The 16,906-nt window shown below is 71.1% G+C and carries 19 protein-coding genes and 2 pseudogenes; 10 read left to right on the top strand and 11 right to left on the bottom strand.

Going from position 1 to position 16,906, the window contains the following annotated elements; genetic code table 11:
- Positions 1–17: 17 nt before the first annotated feature.
- The 4 genes from E1193_RS09200 to E1193_RS09180 form a co-directional block, all read right to left on the bottom strand.
- On the bottom strand, positions 18–629 hold the full coding sequence (locus E1193_RS09200) for a hypothetical protein (protein ID WP_132182156.1): 612 nt from the start codon (positions 627–629) through the stop codon (positions 18–20).
- Between the two features lie 360 nt (positions 630–989).
- Positions 990–1,967: a GNAT family N-acetyltransferase gene (locus E1193_RS09190; protein ID WP_243707449.1), complete on the bottom strand. Its 978-nt coding sequence runs from the start codon at positions 1,965–1,967 to the stop codon at positions 990–992.
- Positions 1,964–2,563 carry a TetR family transcriptional regulator C-terminal domain-containing protein gene (locus E1193_RS09185; protein ID WP_165945689.1) on the bottom strand — a complete coding sequence of 200 codons (600 nt, stop codon included), beginning with the start codon at positions 2,561–2,563 and terminating at the stop codon, positions 1,964–1,966. The genes E1193_RS09190 and E1193_RS09185 overlap by 4 nt, the downstream gene beginning before the upstream one ends.
- Positions 2,564–2,731: 168 nt before the next feature.
- A complete protein-coding gene (locus tag E1193_RS09180) occupies positions 2,732–3,676 on the bottom strand; it encodes a DMT family transporter (RefSeq protein ID WP_132182152.1) in 945 nt (314 codons plus the stop codon).
- 80 nt (positions 3,677–3,756) lie between these two features.
- Between E1193_RS09180 and E1193_RS09175 the strand changes: the two genes are divergently transcribed.
- Complete coding sequence (locus E1193_RS09175; RefSeq protein ID WP_132182150.1) at positions 3,757–4,665, top strand: LysR family transcriptional regulator; 909 nt, start codon at positions 3,757–3,759, stop codon at positions 4,663–4,665.
- Between the two features lie 224 nt (positions 4,666–4,889).
- Here E1193_RS09175 and E1193_RS09170 read toward each other — a convergent pair whose 3' ends face one another.
- From E1193_RS09170 to E1193_RS09150, 5 genes are all read right to left on the bottom strand, one after another.
- Positions 4,890–6,125: an MFS transporter gene (locus E1193_RS09170; RefSeq protein WP_132182148.1), complete on the bottom strand. Its 1,236-nt coding sequence runs from the start codon at positions 6,123–6,125 to the stop codon at positions 4,890–4,892.
- Positions 6,125–7,534: an FAD-dependent oxidoreductase gene (locus tag E1193_RS09165; RefSeq protein ID WP_132182146.1), complete on the bottom strand. Its 1,410-nt coding sequence runs from the start codon at positions 7,532–7,534 to the stop codon at positions 6,125–6,127. The genes E1193_RS09170 and E1193_RS09165 overlap by 1 nt, the downstream gene beginning before the upstream one ends.
- Positions 7,535–7,605: 71 nt before the next feature.
- Positions 7,606–8,103 carry a GNAT family N-acetyltransferase gene (locus E1193_RS09160; RefSeq protein ID WP_132182144.1) on the bottom strand — a complete coding sequence of 166 codons (498 nt, stop codon included), beginning with the start codon at positions 8,101–8,103 and terminating at the stop codon, positions 7,606–7,608.
- A complete protein-coding gene (locus tag E1193_RS09155) occupies positions 8,103–8,432 on the bottom strand; it encodes a metalloregulator ArsR/SmtB family transcription factor (RefSeq protein ID WP_132182142.1) in 330 nt (109 codons plus the stop codon). Before E1193_RS09155 ends, E1193_RS09160 begins: the two co-directional genes overlap by 1 nt.
- A 67-nt stretch (positions 8,433–8,499) precedes the next feature.
- Entirely contained in the window at positions 8,500–8,745 is a 246-nt protein-coding gene (locus tag E1193_RS09150) for a hypothetical protein (RefSeq protein ID WP_243707446.1), read from the bottom strand.
- Positions 8,746–8,970: 225 nt separating this feature from the next.
- Between E1193_RS09150 and E1193_RS09145 the strand changes: the two genes are divergently transcribed.
- Positions 8,971–9,342 carry a metalloregulator ArsR/SmtB family transcription factor gene (locus tag E1193_RS09145; protein WP_132182140.1) on the top strand — a complete coding sequence of 124 codons (372 nt, stop codon included), beginning with the start codon at positions 8,971–8,973 and terminating at the stop codon, positions 9,340–9,342.
- A gap of 42 nt (positions 9,343–9,384) precedes the next feature.
- Here E1193_RS09145 and E1193_RS09140 read toward each other — a convergent pair whose 3' ends face one another.
- Positions 9,385–10,512 carry an NAD(P)/FAD-dependent oxidoreductase gene (locus E1193_RS09140; protein WP_207922639.1) on the bottom strand — a complete coding sequence of 376 codons (1,128 nt, stop codon included), beginning with the start codon at positions 10,510–10,512 and terminating at the stop codon, positions 9,385–9,387.
- Between the two features lie 62 nt (positions 10,513–10,574).
- Here E1193_RS09140 and E1193_RS09135 point away from each other — a divergent pair, with 62 nt between their 5' ends.
- From E1193_RS09135 to E1193_RS33025, 6 genes are all read left to right on the top strand, one after another.
- The gene (locus E1193_RS09135) at positions 10,575–10,910 is read left to right on the top strand and encodes a metalloregulator ArsR/SmtB family transcription factor (protein ID WP_132182138.1); all 336 of its coding nucleotides are present in this window, start codon (positions 10,575–10,577) and stop codon (positions 10,908–10,910) included.
- Between the two features lie 72 nt (positions 10,911–10,982).
- The gene (locus E1193_RS09130) at positions 10,983–11,669 is read left to right on the top strand and encodes a helix-turn-helix domain-containing protein (RefSeq protein ID WP_132182136.1); all 687 of its coding nucleotides are present in this window, start codon (positions 10,983–10,985) and stop codon (positions 11,667–11,669) included.
- Positions 11,666–12,328 carry an arsenate reductase ArsC gene (locus tag E1193_RS33030; protein ID WP_132182134.1) on the top strand — a complete coding sequence of 221 codons (663 nt, stop codon included), beginning with the start codon at positions 11,666–11,668 and terminating at the stop codon, positions 12,326–12,328. The genes E1193_RS09130 and E1193_RS33030 overlap by 4 nt, the downstream gene beginning before the upstream one ends.
- Positions 12,329–12,380: 52 nt before the next feature.
- Complete coding sequence (locus E1193_RS09120; protein WP_132182132.1) at positions 12,381–13,121, top strand: MIP/aquaporin family protein; 741 nt, start codon at positions 12,381–12,383, stop codon at positions 13,119–13,121.
- Positions 13,122–13,296: 175 nt separating this feature from the next.
- Positions 13,297–13,704, top strand: coding sequence for an arsenate reductase ArsC (locus tag E1193_RS09115; protein ID WP_132182130.1), 408 nt, complete (start codon positions 13,297–13,299; stop codon positions 13,702–13,704).
- 100 nt (positions 13,705–13,804) lie between these two features.
- Positions 13,805–14,497 (top strand): FAD-dependent oxidoreductase, encoded by a 693-nt coding sequence (locus E1193_RS33025; RefSeq protein ID WP_347877017.1) that lies wholly within the window; start codon positions 13,805–13,807, stop codon positions 14,495–14,497.
- On the opposite strand, the pseudogene E1193_RS09105 reads toward E1193_RS33025, so the two are convergent.
- A pseudogene (locus tag E1193_RS09105) lies at positions 14,444–15,319 on the bottom strand (ArsO family NAD(P)H-dependent flavin-containing monooxygenase); the annotation flags it as partial. The gene E1193_RS33025 and the pseudogene E1193_RS09105 sit on opposite strands and share 54 nt — an antisense overlap.
- 20 nt (positions 15,320–15,339) lie before the next feature.
- Between E1193_RS09105 and E1193_RS09100 the strand changes: the two are divergent.
- A pseudogene (locus E1193_RS09100) lies at positions 15,340–15,600 on the top strand (metalloregulator ArsR/SmtB family transcription factor); the annotation flags it as partial.
- Positions 15,601–16,324: 724 nt separating this feature from the next.
- On the top strand, positions 16,325–16,906 hold a 582-nt coding region (locus tag E1193_RS09085), incomplete at its 3' end, for a siderophore-interacting protein (RefSeq protein WP_132182122.1).

Genomic DNA, 16,906 nt, shown 5'->3' with positions numbered 1-16,906 from the left:
ATCGGAGGCGCCAGATTTCAGGCGCGCTCGAAGGTGAGGTCGAAGTCCTTCCGCCAGGACTTGCCGGCGTCCTCGGACGCCTCCCAGCGGCCGAGGATCCGGTCCTCTTCGACGTCGGCGATGAACCGCTGGTGGAAGTCCGGGTCCTCACGGGTCATCGTCCAGTGCCCGCCGTCGAAGGTCATGGCAAACTCGCGGCAGACGCCGCGGTCGTCCTGGTAGAGCGCGACGAACCGATCGTTCGCGTCGCTGCGTCCGAGGACGAGACTCATCTCGGAACGCGCCTGCCGGCCCCCGTCGAACTTCGACCGCGCGACCAGTAGCGACTCCCCGAGCCACTCGATGGTGGTGGTGCCCGGTACCTCGGTGCCCGGCGGTTCGAGGAAGAAGGCATCCGAGATCTTCGTCGCCCATTCGCCCACGAGGCCGCCCAGCTTCGCCATCTCGGTATTGCGCATCGTTTCATCCAATCGGTCCGATGTACTCGTTGCGTCGGCGACCAAGGCCAGCGCACGGCCCGCGGCAGTGACACACCACCGCGCCGGATCGATCAAGACCGGTGACCAGCCCGGTCGACTCGCGGCGGCGTAGCTTTGCGGAAGGGTGCCGCTGCCGCAGCCGACGTCCACAGTCGTCTCGGCCCCAGGCAGCGCCGCGAGCCAAGGACCATCGTATGCGACGCGGGGCCGGTGCGCGGACTCCACATCAGCAGGAATAGCCGAACCTCGGACGCGTGCTGTTCACCATCAGTCCCTCGCGCTCACCGATGGTCGCGTGCCGTCGGATCACTCACAGCCGCTGACCGCGCGGTCGTACCGCGATACCTCCGAAGAGCGCCGCGACCAGTCCAGCGAGGCGCTCCGGGTAGCCGCGCTCCGCCGTCGGATACAGGACCAGGAAAGGAGCGAACGAAGCAGTTCAGGCGACTGATCAGAGTGCTCGTCCACAGCCGCCACCTAAAGGCGCGCGGGAGCCCGGAGGCGACTGTCTCATCTGCGGGCGACCGGAATTGTGTGCGGTGCGTCGGCCCTGTAGCGGCTGATGGGCGGCAGGTTGCATGCCTCGGTGTCGGCGAGGTCACGGCGCCATGCGGCCTCGTCGGCCAGAGCTCCTGTCTCGCGGTATCGACGTACCTGTGGTGCCTCGGACAGGACCTCGGCGGCTTCGGCAACCGGCACCGGCCGGAACCCGAGTCGCTCCCAGAGGGGTCCGGCGCTCGTGGAGAACAGGTATGCCGTACGTCCTTCCTGCGCAGCCGCTTCCGCGAGGACGTGCTCGACCAGCCGCCGTGCGGCCCCGCATCCTCGAAGATCGGCGCGGACGGCGATGCTGCGCAGCAGCACGCAGTGGCCCTGCCGCTCCAGGCCTGCAGCCGCCGCCGGGCCGGCCGCATCCCTGGTGAGCCAGTACCGGGTGCCGGGCGCGAATACGTCCTGGGGCGAGAGCCCCTGGCCCGTGAGGAAGGCCATGAGTTCCTCCCTGTCCGCCGATCGGGCTGCGGGCAGCGGCATGGGTTTGGCGTAGCAGCGGCTGAGCGACTTGTGCTGGTACGGCGGGTAGTTGGGGATCGGCAGGTATCCGGCCCGGGTGTACAGCGCGATGGCCTCGGGCTGGTGGACGGCCGTCTCCAGGCGCATCCCGGTGTGGCCGAGGGCGGCGGCGGTGCGCTCCGCCTCGGCCAGCAGTCGGGCGGCGACGCCTTGGCCCCGTGCCTCGGGAGCGACGTACATGCGCTTGAGCTCGGCCGCGGTGTCCGGTGGCGGGAAAGGCTGTACGGCGCAGCAGCCAACCGGTCGGCCGTTCACCTCGGCGAGCAGGAAGCGTATCGCGGGGTCGATGTGGGCGCCGCCGGTGCAGGGCTCGTCGGGATAGCGGGCGGTGAGGTCGGCGTCGAGGTCCCGGACGAGCCGAAGGATCCTCGGGTCGTCGGCCGCGACGGCGGTGATGGCCGGGGCGGAGGTTGTCACTTGCTGGGGTTCCCTTCGAGGATCAGGTCGAGCTGGGTCTGCAGCACGCGTCGCTGCAGGTCGGCCGGATAGGCGTTCGGGTCGGTCACGGCATTGAGGGCGAGACCGTCCAGGCAGGCGACCAGGCTGCGCACCCGGTCGTCGAGGAGCCCCGGTTCCGTACGAGCCGGGCTGGCGGCGCGCACCAGGCCGGTCAGGCGACGGATCCAGGAGGCGTGGCTGCGGGTGTGCTCGGCGAGCAGGGCGGGATCGTGGCGGGTGGTGAGCAAAAACTGGGACCAGACAATGGCTTCCAGGTGTCGTTCCCTGTCCAGGGGCAGCGCCTGCTCGGCGACGGCGTAGAGGGTGTCGCGGGCGCTGGCGGCAACGGGCAGTGTGTCGATACGGGCCGCCATTCGGCGGTGCATCTCGGTACGGGCGTGGGCCAGCAGCTTTTTCTTGTCCGAGAAGTAGTGGGTGACCATGCCCGTGGTGCAACCTGCAGCGGCTGCGACCGCACGCAGCGTCAGGCCCTCGAGACCGCTGTCCGAGACGACCTGCCAGACGGCTTGCGAGATCGTCGCCCGCCGTTCTTCGTGCTCTACCTGCTTCGGCATCCGACCCCTTTGCATAACCACTGTTGCGTAACGCGCGTTATGCTAACCCGCGTTCTCGCCCTTGGGAAGTGAGGTGGCCCACTGGACGCCTTTCTGGCCGACCGCCCAGGTAGGCATCGCTCCCAGGTGACGGCCTCACCGCCGGAGCAGCGGTCGGCCCAAGAGGCGTCAGGCACGCCTGCCCTCCGGAACACCGACGAGTGGCTCGGCACCGGGCACCGTGGTGTGTTCCGGCCCGGCGCGGTGGGCGCGCTCGATGGCCTGGCCCCAGTAGGTTCCGGCGACCATGAGCAGCGCGCCCACAGCGGCCAGGGCAGTGAGCCGTTCACCGCCGAGCCCGGCCCCGACAGCGACCGCCCAGATCGGCTCGGTGCCCAGCAGGAGGCTGGCCCGGCTTGCGGAGGTCCGCTGCACGGCCCACGTCTGGGACAGGAAGGCGAACAGGCCGCAGAACAACGCGAGGTAGACGAGCTGGGCCCACGTCAGGCCACTGCTGTGGGCCAGAACGCCGAGGTCGCCGGCGACCGGGGGCAGGAAAAGCACGCAGCCGACGCCGGTTTGTACGGCCGTCAGGTGCAGGGGGCGCAGGGTGCGGCCCAAGGAAAGCCGCCCGACGAGAGCGACGTGCCCGGCACGCACCACCGCGGCGGCGAGCATCATCAGGTCACCGCTGCGGACGGCGCGCAACTCGGTGCCGGACAGCAGGAGACCGACGGCCACCACGCAGACGCCGGCGGCGGCGAAGAACGTCAGGGGCAGCCTGCCGCGTCCACCGGTCCGGTCGAGCATTGGCGTCAGCACGATCGTCAGGCTGATGATCAGACCCGCGTTGGCGGCACTGGTGTGCGCTACCCCGTACGTCTCCAGCACCAGCACCGCCGCCTGGCTGACGCCCAGCAGCGACCCGACGCGCACCTCATCGCGGGTCCAGCGGCGGGTCGCCCGGCGGGAAACGACCAGGGCGAGACAGAAAACGGCGGCGATCGCATAGCGGGCGAACAGCACCACCAGGACGGGTAGGGCGACGGTGGCCGTCTTCGCCGTCAAGTAGCTGGAACCCCAGACGATCGCGACAAGGAGAAGTACCGCATCAGTACGGCGGGCATCAGACATGCGCCCACGCTGAGCCACACGAACGCTGAAGCCCAGGCCCAACTTCTGAAATAGTTTTGTAGCCTCCCTACACTGTCTGGATGGACGTACGGCAGTTGCGGATCCTGCGTGAGCTGGGAGAACTCGGCAGCGTCAGCGCGGTCGCCGAGGCTCTGCTGGTGACGCCGTCCGCGATCTCACAGCAGCTGCGGCTGCTGCAACGTTCGATCCCCGTCCCACTCACCGAACGCTCCGGGCGGCGGGTGGTCCTCACCGACGCCGGCCAGGCACTGGCCGGCGCGGCAGTCGAGGTGGAGACCGCACTGGCCCGGGCTCGGCAGACGATCACCAATTTCCTCGAGCAACCGGACGGTGACGTGTCGGTCGCGGCGTTCCACAGCGCGGGGGCGACCTTCTTCCCCCTGCTGTTGCGCGGCCTGGCCGGGCCGGGCAATCCCCGGCTCGTGCTAGCCGACGAGGACGTGGCCCAGGACCGTTTTCCCCGGCTCGCCCGCGACTATGATCTTGTACTCGCCCACAGACTCGACCATGCTCCGCCGTGGCCGCGCACCGTCACGGTCACCCCCCTCCTCCATGAGCCCTTGGACGTGGCTCTACCGGCCGGCCACCCTCTGGCCGACAAGACACGGCTCTCCCCGCAGGATGTAGCAGGTCAACCCTGGATCACCGTCCACGACGACTTCCCGCTGCTGGCCACCATCGAGGCCATCGGCGCCGCAGCGAACCGCCGACTCGACATCGTCCACCGCATCAACGAGTTCTCCGTCGCCGCCGAGGCCGTCGCCGCCGGCGGTGGTCTCGCCCTGATGCCGCGCTGGACCGCGCGCCGCCACCCGGCGATCGTCCTAAGACCGCTCAGCGACGTACACGCCCAACGCCACATCGACGCGCTTCACCGCCCCGAGCGCACCGCCCGGCGAGCCATCCGAATGGTCATCGCCGAACTCCGCCGCGCCGCCGCGCAGATCCAGGACAGAGGGACTGCTTAGATCTCGGCTCTGTCTCGCAATCGGTGGTGACCGACTAGTCGATGTCGGCTGAGGTCATGTGTGCAGGATCGGTGATCCTGGTGTCGGTCACCTCTCACGCCGTCCTGGGGCGAGGACGGTCCGTGGCCCTGGTGGCTGTGGCTGTGGTCAGTGTGATGCGGCTGTCGCGTCTTCAGGCTGGTGGCGGTGCTGTTTGATGCCCGAGGGTGCTGTTGGCGGCGGTGTCAGCCGGGCGGGGCGGTGGCGCGTGCCAGCATGCCGGTGGCGGCGAGGACACAGCAGGCGGCCACGCCGGCGAGTAGGAGGGTGTATCCGCCGTTGATGTGCAGGATGGCGGCGGCACCGAGAGGCGCGGTGGCCTTGGCGATGGTGGCGGGGGCGGCGAGTCGTCCGGCGATGGTGGCGTAGGCGGTGGTGCCGTAGCGGTCGGTGAGCAGGGCCGGGGTGGCGAGGCTGGTGATGCCGAAGCCGAGCCCGAATCCGGTGATGGTGACGACGGCGCCGACGCGGGTTGCGGCGGTGAGGGGCATGGCGAGGACGGCGACCGCCTGGAGGGCGAAGATCGCGGCGACGATGGTGGTGACCGAGAGGCGGCGTCGGGTGCTGGTGAGGACGAGTCGTCCGGTGACGGACAGGACGCCGAGCAGGCCCGTGGCGGTGGCAGCGAAGGTGGCCGAATGGCCCCGGCTGGTGAGGTAGCCGACGAGGTGGACGCTGATGGTGCTGGTGGCGGCGCCGTGGGCGATGAGGGCGGCGGCGAGGATCCAGAATCGCGGGTCGCGCGTCGCGGCGCCTGCGACCGCCCGGCGCACGGAGTGGTCCGGCCGCGCCGTGGGGCTGGGTGTGTTGATGTGCGGCGGTGTGCGGACGACCAGGGCGTGCAGGGGCACGGTTGCCGCGCCGTGGACGGCGGCGAGCGCGAGCAGCGCCCCGCGCCAGCCGAGGTGGGCGACCAGGAAACCGGTGAGGGGCATGAAGATGGTGCTGGCGAACCCGGCGACGACGGTGACGGCGAGCAGGGCGGTGGGGCGCCGGTCGGTGGTGAACCAGGAGACGATGACGGCGAAGGCGGGTTCGTAGAGGATCATGGCGCCGCTGATCCCGATGCCGATCATGACGGCGTAGAGCTGCCCGATGGTCTGGATCTGGGACCAGGCGACCAGCAGGGTCGTGGCGGTGATCGAGCCTGTGGTCATGAGGGCGCGTCCGCCGTGCCGGTCGAGCCACCTGCCGACCGGGATGGCCATCAGGGCGCCGGCGAGAACGCTGGCGGTCAGCGCGCCGGTGACGGCGGTGGTCGAGGCGTCGAGACTGGCAGCCATGGGGCTGAGGAGGACCGCGTAGGCGTAGTAGAGGGTGCCGTAGCCGACGGTCGAGGTGATGGCGAGGGCGGCGACGATGCCCCAGCCGTGGCGCCCGCCGACCGTGGGTTCGGCGGGCGCCGTCGTGGAGGTGGCCATCAGTTGGCGCAGCCGCCGCCGGTCTGGCCGGTTGCCGGCGTGTTGAGGCTGATGAGGTTCAGCGGTGCGGACAGCAGCCCGCCGGAGATGCCGGTGGCGAGTCCTTTTCCGGCGGGTTGCGGTGCGGGGCCGCAGCAGCTTTCGGTGCCGGTGGAGTCGCTGGGGTTGCTGTTGCAGACGCCGGTTTCGGGCAGGTCGAGTTGGACGTCGCGGGCTGTCTGCCAGTCGCCGGTGAGGGCGGCGACGACGGAGCGGACCTGCTCGTAGCCGGTGGCCATGAGGAAGGTGGGTGCCCGGCCGTAGCTTTTCATGCCGACGGCGTAGTAGCCGGGTTCGGGGTGGGCGAGTTCGTCGACGCCGTGCGGGGGAACGGTGCCGCAGGAGTGTTCGTTGGGGTCGATGAGCGGGGCGAGGGCGCGGGTGGCGCCCATGATGGGGTCGAGGTCCAGGCGCAGTTCGGCGGCGATGGTGTGGTCGGGGCGGAAGCCGGTGGCGGCGACGATGCGGTCGACGGTGATGGACTCGTCGGTGCCGTCGGCGTGGCGGACGAGCACGGAGACCCGGCCGCCGGTGGGGGTGATCGTGTGGACGGAGTAGCCGGTGAGTAGGCGGATGCGGCCGGCGTCGACGTGGTCGCGCAGCCGGGTGCCGAGTGCGCCGCGTGCCGGGAGGGCGTCGGCGTCGCCGCCGCCGTAGGTGCGGGCCGGGGAGGCGGAACGGATCGCCCAGGTGACCTCCGTGCCTGGTTCCTGGCTGGCGAGGTCGGCGAGGGAGAGCAAGCTGTTGGCGGCGGAGTGTCCGGCTCCGACCACGAGGGTGTGGCGGCTGGCGAAGCGGGCCCGGCCGGCGCCGAGCACGTCCGGCAGCGACTGTTCCAGGAATGGGTTGGCTGTGCGCTCGCCGTGGGCGGGCAGGCCGCACGCGCCGAGGACGTTGGGGGTGTCCCAGGTGCCGGAGGCGTCGATGACGGCGCGGGCGAGGATCTCCTCGCCGTCGGTCAGGCGGATCAGGAACGGGGCCTGCTCGCGGCCAGCCGTACGGAGCCGGTCGAACCCGAGTCGGCTGATCGCCGCAACGCGGGTTCTGTAGCGCAGGTGCGGCTTGAGCTGCGGCAATGCCGCCAGTGGCTGCAGGTAGTCGCCGACGAGGTCTGCGCCGGTGGGCAGGGTGTCGGGGTCCGGGGCGATCCAGCCGGCGTCGTCGAGCAGCCGGCGGGCGGCGGGGTCGATGTTGTACCGCCACGGGGAGAACAGGCGTACGTGCCCCCACTGCCGCACGGCGGCACCGGCGGTGTTCCCGGCTTCGAGGACGGTGAAGGGCAGGCCACGCTCGTGGAGGTGGGCGGCGGCGGCGAGGCCGACCGGGCCCGCGCCGATGACGGCGACAGGCGGCTGGTCCAGGGCGTTCATCAAGAACTCCTTATGTTGACACTTGTCGAATCAGCAGGTTGTGGGGTGCCTGCTACGGCAGCGGCCGGCGGTCAGTGGATGGTCGGGCTGCGACGTTCGAGGAGGACGACGTCGCGCCAGCGGCCGTGGTGGCGGCCGACGCGTTCGCGGGTGCCGATGACCCGGAACCCGGCCCGTTGGTGCAGTGCGAGGCTGGCGGTGTTCTCGGGGAAGACGCCGGACTGGATGGTCCAGATGCCGGCGGCCTCGGTGGACGCGATCAGGGCATCGAGGAGCAGCCGGCCGGCGCCTCTGCCCTGGGCGGCGGGGTCGACGTAGACGGAGTGCTCCACCACACCGGCGTAGACGGCGCGGGTCGACGTCGGTGACACGGCGACCCAGCCGACCACGACCTCGTCTGCGTCGATGGCCACGAACCGGTGGTCGGCCAGTTTGCCGGCGTCGAACGCCGCCCAGGTCGGGGCGACGGTCTCGAAGCTGGCCTGACCGGTGTCGAGACCGGCCTGGTAGATCGCCAGGACTCGGTCGGCGTTGTCCGTCGCCATCGGGCGGACGGTGATGTCGGCCATCAGCACTCTCCGTTCGGGACTGGAGCCGGGCGGCCCATGACCACGTCGGCGGCGGACGGGAAGCAGCCGACGCAGGCGTCGTTGATGCGGTAGTGGCGGGCGGTGCCGATCGGCTCGACGAGCACGAACCGCACCTCGGTGAGGATCTTCAGGTGTTGGGAGACGGTGGACTGGGCCAGTCCGACGGCGGCGACGATCTCGCCGACGCTCATCGGTCGGTGGTGTCGGGCAAGGTACTCGACGATCTGCACCCGCGTCGGGTCCGCGAGGGCCCGGAACCACGAAGCGTAGGTCTGCGCGGTCGCCCGGTCGAGTAAGTCACCCACCATCCGCTCCCTTCATCGTCTATCGCCGATAGGCGATAGAAGTCTATCAGGTCGGTGGGCGTGGTCGAGATCATCCGCAGCACCCCTGCCCTGCGTAGATGGCATCGGCCTTGGCGTCGGCGCCGCAGCAGGAACCGGCAGCCTGGGCGGCCTCCGCCGTGCCGCAGCATGGGCGGGCGATCGCCGCCTCACCGGCGGGTGGGGGGATCGAGCCGACCGCCTGGGCGGAGCTTGCACAGCAGGAGCCGGATCCGGTGACCGCGAGGGCGGCCGGGTCGCCGGCGAAACCGTCAACGGTCTGGGTGTTCTCGCTCATCAGGATGTCCTTTCGGTTATCGGATGTTCGCGGTGGCGCGTGCGTGCTCGTGGCGGCGCTGGGCGGCGCCGGACGCCTCGGCACGGGAGTCGCAGAACAGCACTCCCGCCGGGGCTGCCGATGACCGCCGAGCCTTGCTGAACACGACGACCTCGCCGCCGCCTGTCTTGACGTTCGTCTAAACAGAGATTTGCACGCTGATTAGAGGGATGTCAACCTAGAGGTATGTCGAATCAAGCCGCGCCGCTCACCGTCATCGACCTGAACACCGACGCGCCCTGCTGCCCGCCGCTGGCGCAGCGGCGGGTGCCGGCGGGGACGGCCGCGGTCCTCGCGCCCGCGTTCAAGGCTCTCGGGGATCCGGTGCGGTTGCAGCTGATGTCGATGATCGCTTCCGCCGAGGGCGGGGAGGCGTGCGTGTGCGACCTGACGCCGGCGTTCGACCTGACCGGCCCGACCATCTCGCACCACCTGAAGACGCTGCGCGAGGCGGGTCTGGTGGAGGCCGAGCGGCGCGGCACCTGGGTCTACTACCGGGCGCGTCCGGTGATCCTGCGCCAGTTGGCGGCGCTGCTCGCCGTCGAGCCGTCCGGCTAGTAACACCGTCACGCGGTCTGCGCGACGCCCGCCCCTGGGCTGTCAGCGTGGTGTGCCAGCGGTGCGGCCGCGCGTGGACGTCGGGACGCGTGCCGGGCGTGGCGGCCTGCGCCGACCGGACAGGTGTGCGGCGAGGGCGCGCATCACGTGGGTGGCGTCGCGGCTGACGCCGCGCAGCGTGTTCGAGGCGAAGGATCGCTGGAACTCCAGCCCCACGTAGGCCAGCCCTTGGTGGGTGGTGGAGAGTCCGTCCACCTGCCGGGGCGTGCCGTGGGCCAGGGCACCGAGGGGCTCCAGGTAGCTTGAATCCGGGCGGTAGCCGGTGGCGAAGATGACGGTGTCCACCGCTTCTGTTGTGCCGTCGCTCCAGACGACGCCCTCGGGGGTGAAGGCGGAGAACATGTCCCGGCGGGCGAGCCGCCCGGACGCGATGGCCTGGCGGTAGGCGCCGGCGTCGAGCACGGCGGCGTGCCGGATCAGGTGGGTGAGGATCCGTCGGGGGAGGCGGTCGGCGCCGGTGGCGCGCAGCCAGTGGTGCAGGTCCCGCCCGCCGATGCGCTGGGGCAGGAACCGGACGGGCTCCCGGGTGGCGAGGGTGACGTGCGCGTGCGCCGCGAGCTCGTGGGCGACCTGCACCGCGGAGTTGCCCGCCCCGACGACGACGACCCGCTTGCCGGAGTAGGGGCCGGGCCGGTGGTAGTCGGCGACGTGCAACAGGTCGCCGGTGAAGTCGCCCCGGCCAGGCAGGTCGGGCAGGTACGGGTTGCCGAAGGACCCGCTGGCGGCGACGACGCCGGCCGCGGCGATCTGGTCACCTGCCTCGGTGTGGATGAGGAATCCGCTGTCGGCGCGAGGGTGGACCGCGGCGACCCGCACGCCGGTGCGGATCTCGGCGTCGACAGTCGCGGCGTAGCGGTGCAGGTAGGCGACGACCTCGTCTCGGTGGGGGTGGTGGTCGGGGTCTCCGGCAAAAGGCATGCCGGGCAGGGCGCTGTAGCGGGCGGGTGAGAACAGGGTCAGGCTGTCGTAGTAGTCCGGCCACGAACCGACCGGTTCGGTGCCCGCGTGCAGGACGACCGGACGCAGGCCGGCGGCGAGGGCGGCGCGGGCGGCGGCGAGGCCGGACTGGCCGCCGCCGACGATGACCAGGGGATCAGCTTGAGCAGTCACCCAGCCATCATATCGTCATTTCGTTGAATGACAATATGATGGTGGCGGGGAAAGGTGTGACCATGAGCCAGACCGCCGACGACCGGCCGACCGGGCCGCAGGCCACCGCAGCCCCGGGTCTTGCGCCCCGGACGCAGGAGTTCCTCAGGGCCCTCGGCAGCCCCACCCGGCAGCGGATCATGATGTTGTTCGCCCGCGGCGCCGAGATGTCCGTCGGTGAGGTGGCCGAGCGGGTCGGCATCAGCCAGGCCACCGCGTCACAGCAGTTGACCCTGCTGCGACGTGGCGGAGTGGTCACCTCGCGACGGGACGGCAAGACGGTGTTCTACCGGGCCGACCGAGATGGCGCCCTCGCGGCTCTGGCGGACCTGCAGTCGTACCTGACCACCTGCTGCTGACATCCCTGAGTCCGGCCACCCCTGCCGGGATCAGCTTGACTCCACGGGGTTGGCTCAGCAAGTATTGAGCCAATGGACGCTGAGCTTTCTTCGCTGGCGCGGCGAGCCCGGATCCATGCCGCACTCGGCGACCCGGCACGCCTGGCGATCGTGGACGCGCTCACCCTGGGCGATGCCTCTCCCGGGGAGATCGCCCACGCCCTCGACATGCCGACGAACCTGGTCGCCCACCACGTCAAGGTCCTCACCGACGCCGGCCTGGTCACCAAGGGCCGATCCGAGGGCGACCGGCGCCGCACCTACCTGCGGCTACGCCCCGAGACGCTGGCCGCCCTCGTCACCCCACGCCTGCCCGGTGTCGGCCGGGTGGTGTTCGTGTGCACCCACAACTCGGCCCGCTCCCAGCTGGCCGCCGCCCTGTGGAAGCAGCGCACCCGCAGCGACGCCGCCTGCGCCGGCACGAAGCCCGCCTCCCGGGTGCACCCCCGCGCGGTGGCCGTGGCCCACCGCCACCATCTCGCCCTCGACCCTGCCGGCACGGCCCACGTCACCGACGTCGTCCGTGACGACGACCTGGTGATCGCCGTCTGCGACAACGCCCACGAGGAACTGACCGGCCCGGTCCGCCCCCGCCTGCACTGGTCCGTCCCGGACCCGGTCCGCGTCGACACCGACGAGGCGTTCGAGACGGCCTATGCCGACCTGGCCGACCGGGTCGACCGGCTCGCCCCCGCCATCCTGCCCGGAGGCCCCCGATGACCGACACCACCGCCCATTTCCATCAGGAAATCACCCTCGACCAGCAGGTCGCCCTGCACACCGCCGCGGCCCGCCTGACTGAGGAGTTCGACGGCAGCTACGGCACCGAAACCATCGAGCGGTTCCTGCACAGCAGCTACGACCAGTTCGCCACCGCCGCCAGCGTCCCGAACTATCTGCCGCTGCTCGCCGAGCGTTTCGCCCGCCAGCGGTTGCGAGCCCTGGCCCGCGTCGAGGGCCACCACCGCGACGGCCGTCCGGTCGTGTTGTTCCTGTGTACGCACAACGCCGGCCGCTCCCAGATGGCCTTGGGCTTCGTCGCCCACCTCGCCGGCGACCGGGCCATCGCCTGGTCCGGTGGCAGCGACCCCGGCATCGAGATCAATCCGGCCGCCGTCGCGGCGATGGCCGAACGCGGCATCGACATCTCCGAGGAGTTCCCTAAGCCGTGGACCGACGAGGTGGTCCGCGCCGCCGACGTCGTGGTCACCATGGGCTGCGGTGACGCCTGCCCCGTCTTCCCCGGCACCCGCTACGAAGACTGGACCGTGGCCGACCCGGCCGGCCGCGACCTCACCGGTGTGCGGCCGATCCGCGACGAGATCGAACGTCGCGTCCGTCGCCTGCTCGACGAGCTGAACGTCCCCGCCACCCGATAACCATCACTGCCCGGCGTACCGGGACAGCAACACCACGGGAGAGAACAGACCAATGACCATCGCACTTCGGCGGCGCCTGCTGGCCGAGTTCACCGGCACCGCCCTGCTGGTCACCGCCGTGGTCGGCTCCGGCATCATGGCGACGACCCTCTCCCCGGGCGACGTCGGCCTGCAACTGTTGGAGAACTCGATCGCCACGGTGTTCGCCCTGGGCACGCTCATCCTGATCTTCGGCCCGGTCTCCGGAGCCCACTTCAACCCTGTCGTCTCGGCGGCCGACTGGTTTCTCGGCCGCCGCGCTGGCACCGGCCTCACCGCCCGCGACCTCGCCGGCTACACCGTCGCGCAGGTCCTCGGGGGGATCGCCGGGTCGGTGCTGGCGAACCTCATGTTCGACCTCGCCGCCGTCGACTTCTCCGGCAAGGACCGCACCGCCGCCAACCTGTGGCTCGGCGAGGTGGTCGCCACCGCCGGTCTGATCCTGCTGATCTTCGCCCTCGCCCGCTCCGGCCGTGCCCCGGTCGCTCCCGCCGCCGTCGGCGCCTACATCGGCGCCGCCTACTGGTTCACCTCCTCGACGTCGTTCGCCAACCCGGCGGTCACCATCGGCCGCGCCTTCACCGACACCTTCGCCGGCATCGCCCCCACCTCGGTGCCCGGGTTCGTCCTGGCGCAGCTCGTCGGCCTCGCCGTCGGCATCGGCCTGCTCGCTGCCCTCTACCCCGACGCCGGCGCCGCCGCCGACCAGGTCGTCGTCCCCACCGACGACGCCACCGCCAGCCACCGCTCATGACAACACCGCACCCGACGGCCACCAGCGGCGCTCGGCCTGGTCCGGGCTTCGTCAACCGCCGACACTGCCCCGGCCGCTACCGGATGCTCGACCGCAACAGCGCCCCCGCCCACCTGTTCCCAAACCTTGGCGACATGCCGGTCAACCGGCCCTCGCATCGCATGGAAGGCACCCGATGAGTGACAAGCCCAGCGTCCTGTTCGTCTGCGTGCACAACGCCGGCCGCTCCCAGATGGCCGCCGGTTGGCTACGCCACCTCGCCGGCGACGCCGTCGAGGTCCGCTCCGCCGGCAGCGCACCCGCCGAGACCGTCAACCCGGCCGCCGTCGAGGCCATGCGCGAGGTCGGCATCGACATCACCGACCAGACCCCCAAGCTTCTCGAGTACGAGACCGCGGAGTCGTCTGACGTGATCGTCACCATGGGCTGCGGCGACGCCTGCCCCGTCTTCCCCGGCAAACGTTACGAGGACTGGAAGCTCGTCGACCCCGCCGGCAAGGGCGTCGACGCCGTCCGCCCGATCCGCGACGAGATCCGCACCCGGGTCGAGAAGCTCCTCACCGAACTGCGCCCCACCGCCTAGTGGGAGCTGTCGGGCCAGCCGTTGGCAGAGCCGGTACCCGGTAGCCGCGGGCGGGTGAGCACTCCCGCCGCCTGGACCTGTTGAGTCCTGGTGTCAGAACGTGCCCCCGCTCGTGGTCGGGAGAGGAACGGCTGATGGGGGTGTCGTGCCCGACGATGGAAGAAGCCACCTTCTCACCCGCTTCGCGCGCAGCGTCACCGTCATCCACCGCCGCGACAGCTTCCGCGCCAGCCGGATCACGTCCGAACGGGCGCTGAACAACGAGAAAATCCATGTGGTGTGGAACAGTGTGGTCGAGGAGATCCTCGGCCACGACGGCACCGTCGCCGCAGTTCGGCTACGGGACATCCACATCGGCGAGACCCGGCTGTTGGACGTCACCGGCGTGTTCGTCGCCATCGGCCACGACCCGCGCAGCGGACTGTTCCGCGGCCAGGTCACCCTCGACAACGACGGCTACGTCACTGTCGCGGCACCCGGCACCCGCACCAACCTGCCCGGCGTGTTCGCCGCCGGAGACCTCCTCGACCACACCTACCGCCAGGCCATCACCGCCGCCGGCACCGGCTGCGCCGCCCTCGACGGAGCGGTACCTCGCCGCCCTGCCCCAATCGGTGCCACCCCGGGGTCCGGCCAACTTGGCCGGGCCTTCGGCCGACGGCTATCCGCGCAGGCGGAAGGCGATGTCGGCGACCGTCGCTCTCGCTGTACGGCCGACACCCACCAGCGTGGCCGATGCCAGCCCTGTCCAATCGCCGTAGCCGAGCAGGTAGAGGTGCGCCTCGTCCACTGACCGGGTGCCCTCGGTGACCACCTCCCCTTTCTGCCATCCGGGCAACAGTGGCGCGAGGTGGGTGAGGTTGGCGTGGAAGCCCGTGCACCAGATGATCGCCTCGCACAGCTGCTCGGTGCCGTCTGCCCACTGCACGCCGCGCTCGGTCAGCCGCGCGAACATCGGACGGGGGTGCAGGACTCCGCGGTCCCGCGCGTCGCGGACGCTGGGCACCATCACGATGTCACCAAGGTCGCTGACACTCTCACCGGCGCCACCGGCGGCCTTGCGGGTGGCCACACCGAACAGCACCCGACCGTCGACGTCGTTCGGCATGAACCGCGCCGGGCGCACCGTTACCCACGTGGCCTCCGCGACCCGGGACACCTCCGCCAGGATCTGCGCCGCTGAGTTACCTCCACCGACAACCACGACCCGCTGCCCCCGGAACTCCTCCGGCGAGGTGTAGTGCACCGTGTGCAGCTGCCGGCCGGCGAACTCCGCACGGCCCGGGACGTCGGGCACGTACGGGCACTCCCACGTACCGGTGGCCGAGATGACGTACCCGGCCAGCCATCTCCCAGCGTCGGTCTCCACCGCCAGGCGCTCCCCGGCCCGCCGCACCTCGCGTACCCGGACCGGCCGACGCACCCGCAGCTCGTACCGCTGCTCATAGGCACGCAGGTAGTCCACGACGTGCCCGGCGGTCGGGAACTCCTCGCCCTCCTGCCGAGGCATCCCCCACCCCGGCAGCGGGCTGTGCTCCGCCGGTGAGAACAACCGCAACGAGTCCCAGCCATGCCGCCACGCCCCACCCGGCTGCGGCTGGGCGTCGAGGACCAGGTAATCCAGACCGGCGCGGCGCCGACCCGGCCCGGCTGCGACTGCTCAGTCTGATCCAGTCGTCTCCGGCGGGGGAGGCGTCCGTGAGTGATTTCACCGCGCCGCTCGGGCTTTCCCAGCCGACCGTGAGTCATCACCTTCGGATCCTCACCGAAGCCGGCCTGCTCGAACGTGAGAAGCGCGGCGTCTGGGCGATCTACCGCCCGGTGCCGTCCGCCATCGCCGCGATCGCCAACCTGTTGACGCCGCCCCGCAAGCGGGCAACGAGGAAGACCCGCTAACCGGCACCATCGAAAGGCCAGCGTCCAGCTAGACGCCACCGGCACGACCCCGCCCGGACCGGTCAACACGCGGGAAATCTCCACCGCAAGGCCGAGGGGCTCGTCGCCTTGACCAAGCGCCCAGCCGAAGCAACGGCCTGGGAACCCGACGACCCCGCATCGCCGAGCTCGCCACCGCCGCGGCCGACCACTACCTCGCCAGCCCCGCACTGCTGAAGACCGTGACCGGTCTACAAGCTCGCACTGACTCCGCGACCCGGTACACGCTGATCGTCCACCACGGCGAAGAGCCGACGCCGCGGCGCAGCTGGCCGCGCTTTTCGCGACCAAGCTCCGCGCCGCCGGCATCCATATCCCCGGACCAGGCTCCCACTGACCGCGCCGTGCTCCGGTCCTTCGGCCCGGCGAGGCCCCGGACCGTCGGCCTGACTATCGCGCCCCCGTGTGCGGCGGCGATTGCGCTCCTCGGCGAGGTGGAACGCGCTGACCCACGCCTCGGCGCGGGCACGTTCCACATCGAGCGCGTCGTCGGCCCCATCGTGCAACTCGGCGCGGATGTCGAGCGACGCGGTCGGCAAGCTCGGCGATCCGGGCCTTGGTTCTCCGCGACGACGGGGAGTGGTCCCCGGCGGCGCACCCGGGAGCTGGAGGACAAGCCGGTCCGCGCGGCCAGCAGAACCGGGCCGACGAGCAGGCCGGACCGGGCCCGCTAACCTCTGCCGGCATGTCCGCCTTCCGCAACTCGCCCAACATCCTGTTCGAGACAACCGTGACGGCGACCCGGCGACTGTCGCCCGGGTTCGTCCGCGTCACGCTCGGCGACGAACGACTGCGGGACCTGGCCCCGCACCAGCTCGACCAGCGCATCAAGATCATGCTGCCGATCACCGGCGACTACCCTGCCGGACTGCGGGCGGGGCTGCCCGAGCAGGTGTGGCGGCGCGAGTGGCGGTCCGTCCCCGACCGCGAGCGTCCATGGCTGCGCAGCTACACCGCGTACCGGACACGGCCGACGGCGGGTGAGTTGGACCTGGACTTCTACCTGCACCAGCCGCACGGTCCGGCAAGCGGCTGGGCGGCGGGGGCCCGACCGGGCGACCGACTGATCCTGTCGGGTCCGCACATCCAGGCCGGCCAGCCCAGGTACGGCGTGCAGTGGGAGCCGGGGCCGGCGACGCGGGTGCTGATCGCGGCGGACGAGACGGCGTACCCGGCGGTGCGGGGCATCCTGCCCAGCCTCGGGCCGGGGGTGTGGGCGACGGTCCTGCTGGAGGCCGGCGCCGCGGCGGATGCCGCCACCCTCGAC

Origin of the sequence: Micromonospora sp. KC606, assembly GCF_004348675.1 — a bacterium.
Taxonomy (GTDB): Bacteria; Actinomycetota; Actinomycetes; order Mycobacteriales; family Micromonosporaceae; genus Micromonospora.
This window is presented reverse-complemented; position numbering and strand designations above follow the sequence as displayed.

What these genes read in the sequence shown, in the direction of transcription:
- E1193_RS09185 (WP_165945689.1), bottom strand. Translation starts at nt 2,563, where the DNA reads ATGCCGAAGCAGGTAGAGCACGAAGAACGGCGGGCGACGATCTCGCAA.
- E1193_RS09180 (WP_132182152.1), bottom strand. Translation starts at nt 3,676, where the DNA reads ATGTCTGATGCCCGCCGTACTGATGCGGTACTTCTCCTTGTCGCGATC.
- E1193_RS09175 (WP_132182150.1), top strand. Translation starts at nt 3,757, where the DNA reads ATGGACGTACGGCAGTTGCGGATCCTGCGTGAGCTGGGAGAACTCGGC.
- E1193_RS09170 (WP_132182148.1), bottom strand. Translation starts at nt 6,125, where the DNA reads ATGGCCACCTCCACGACGGCGCCCGCCGAACCCACGGTCGGCGGGCGC.
- E1193_RS09165 (WP_132182146.1), bottom strand. Translation starts at nt 7,534, where the DNA reads ATGAACGCCCTGGACCAGCCGCCTGTCGCCGTCATCGGCGCGGGCCCG.
- E1193_RS09160 (WP_132182144.1), bottom strand. Translation starts at nt 8,103, where the DNA reads ATGGCCGACATCACCGTCCGCCCGATGGCGACGGACAACGCCGACCGA.
- E1193_RS09155 (WP_132182142.1), bottom strand. Translation starts at nt 8,432, where the DNA reads ATGGTGGGTGACTTACTCGACCGGGCGACCGCGCAGACCTACGCTTCG.
- E1193_RS09150 (WP_243707446.1), bottom strand. Translation starts at nt 8,745, where the DNA reads ATGAGCGAGAACACCCAGACCGTTGACGGTTTCGCCGGCGACCCGGCC.
- E1193_RS09145 (WP_132182140.1), top strand. Translation starts at nt 8,971, where the DNA reads ATGTCGAATCAAGCCGCGCCGCTCACCGTCATCGACCTGAACACCGAC.
- E1193_RS09135 (WP_132182138.1), top strand. Translation starts at nt 10,575, where the DNA reads ATGAGCCAGACCGCCGACGACCGGCCGACCGGGCCGCAGGCCACCGCA.
- E1193_RS09130 (WP_132182136.1), top strand. Translation starts at nt 10,983, where the DNA reads ATGGACGCTGAGCTTTCTTCGCTGGCGCGGCGAGCCCGGATCCATGCC.
- E1193_RS33030 (WP_132182134.1), top strand. Translation starts at nt 11,666, where the DNA reads ATGACCGACACCACCGCCCATTTCCATCAGGAAATCACCCTCGACCAG.
- E1193_RS09120 (WP_132182132.1), top strand. Translation starts at nt 12,381, where the DNA reads ATGACCATCGCACTTCGGCGGCGCCTGCTGGCCGAGTTCACCGGCACC.
- E1193_RS09115 (WP_132182130.1), top strand. Translation starts at nt 13,297, where the DNA reads ATGAGTGACAAGCCCAGCGTCCTGTTCGTCTGCGTGCACAACGCCGGC.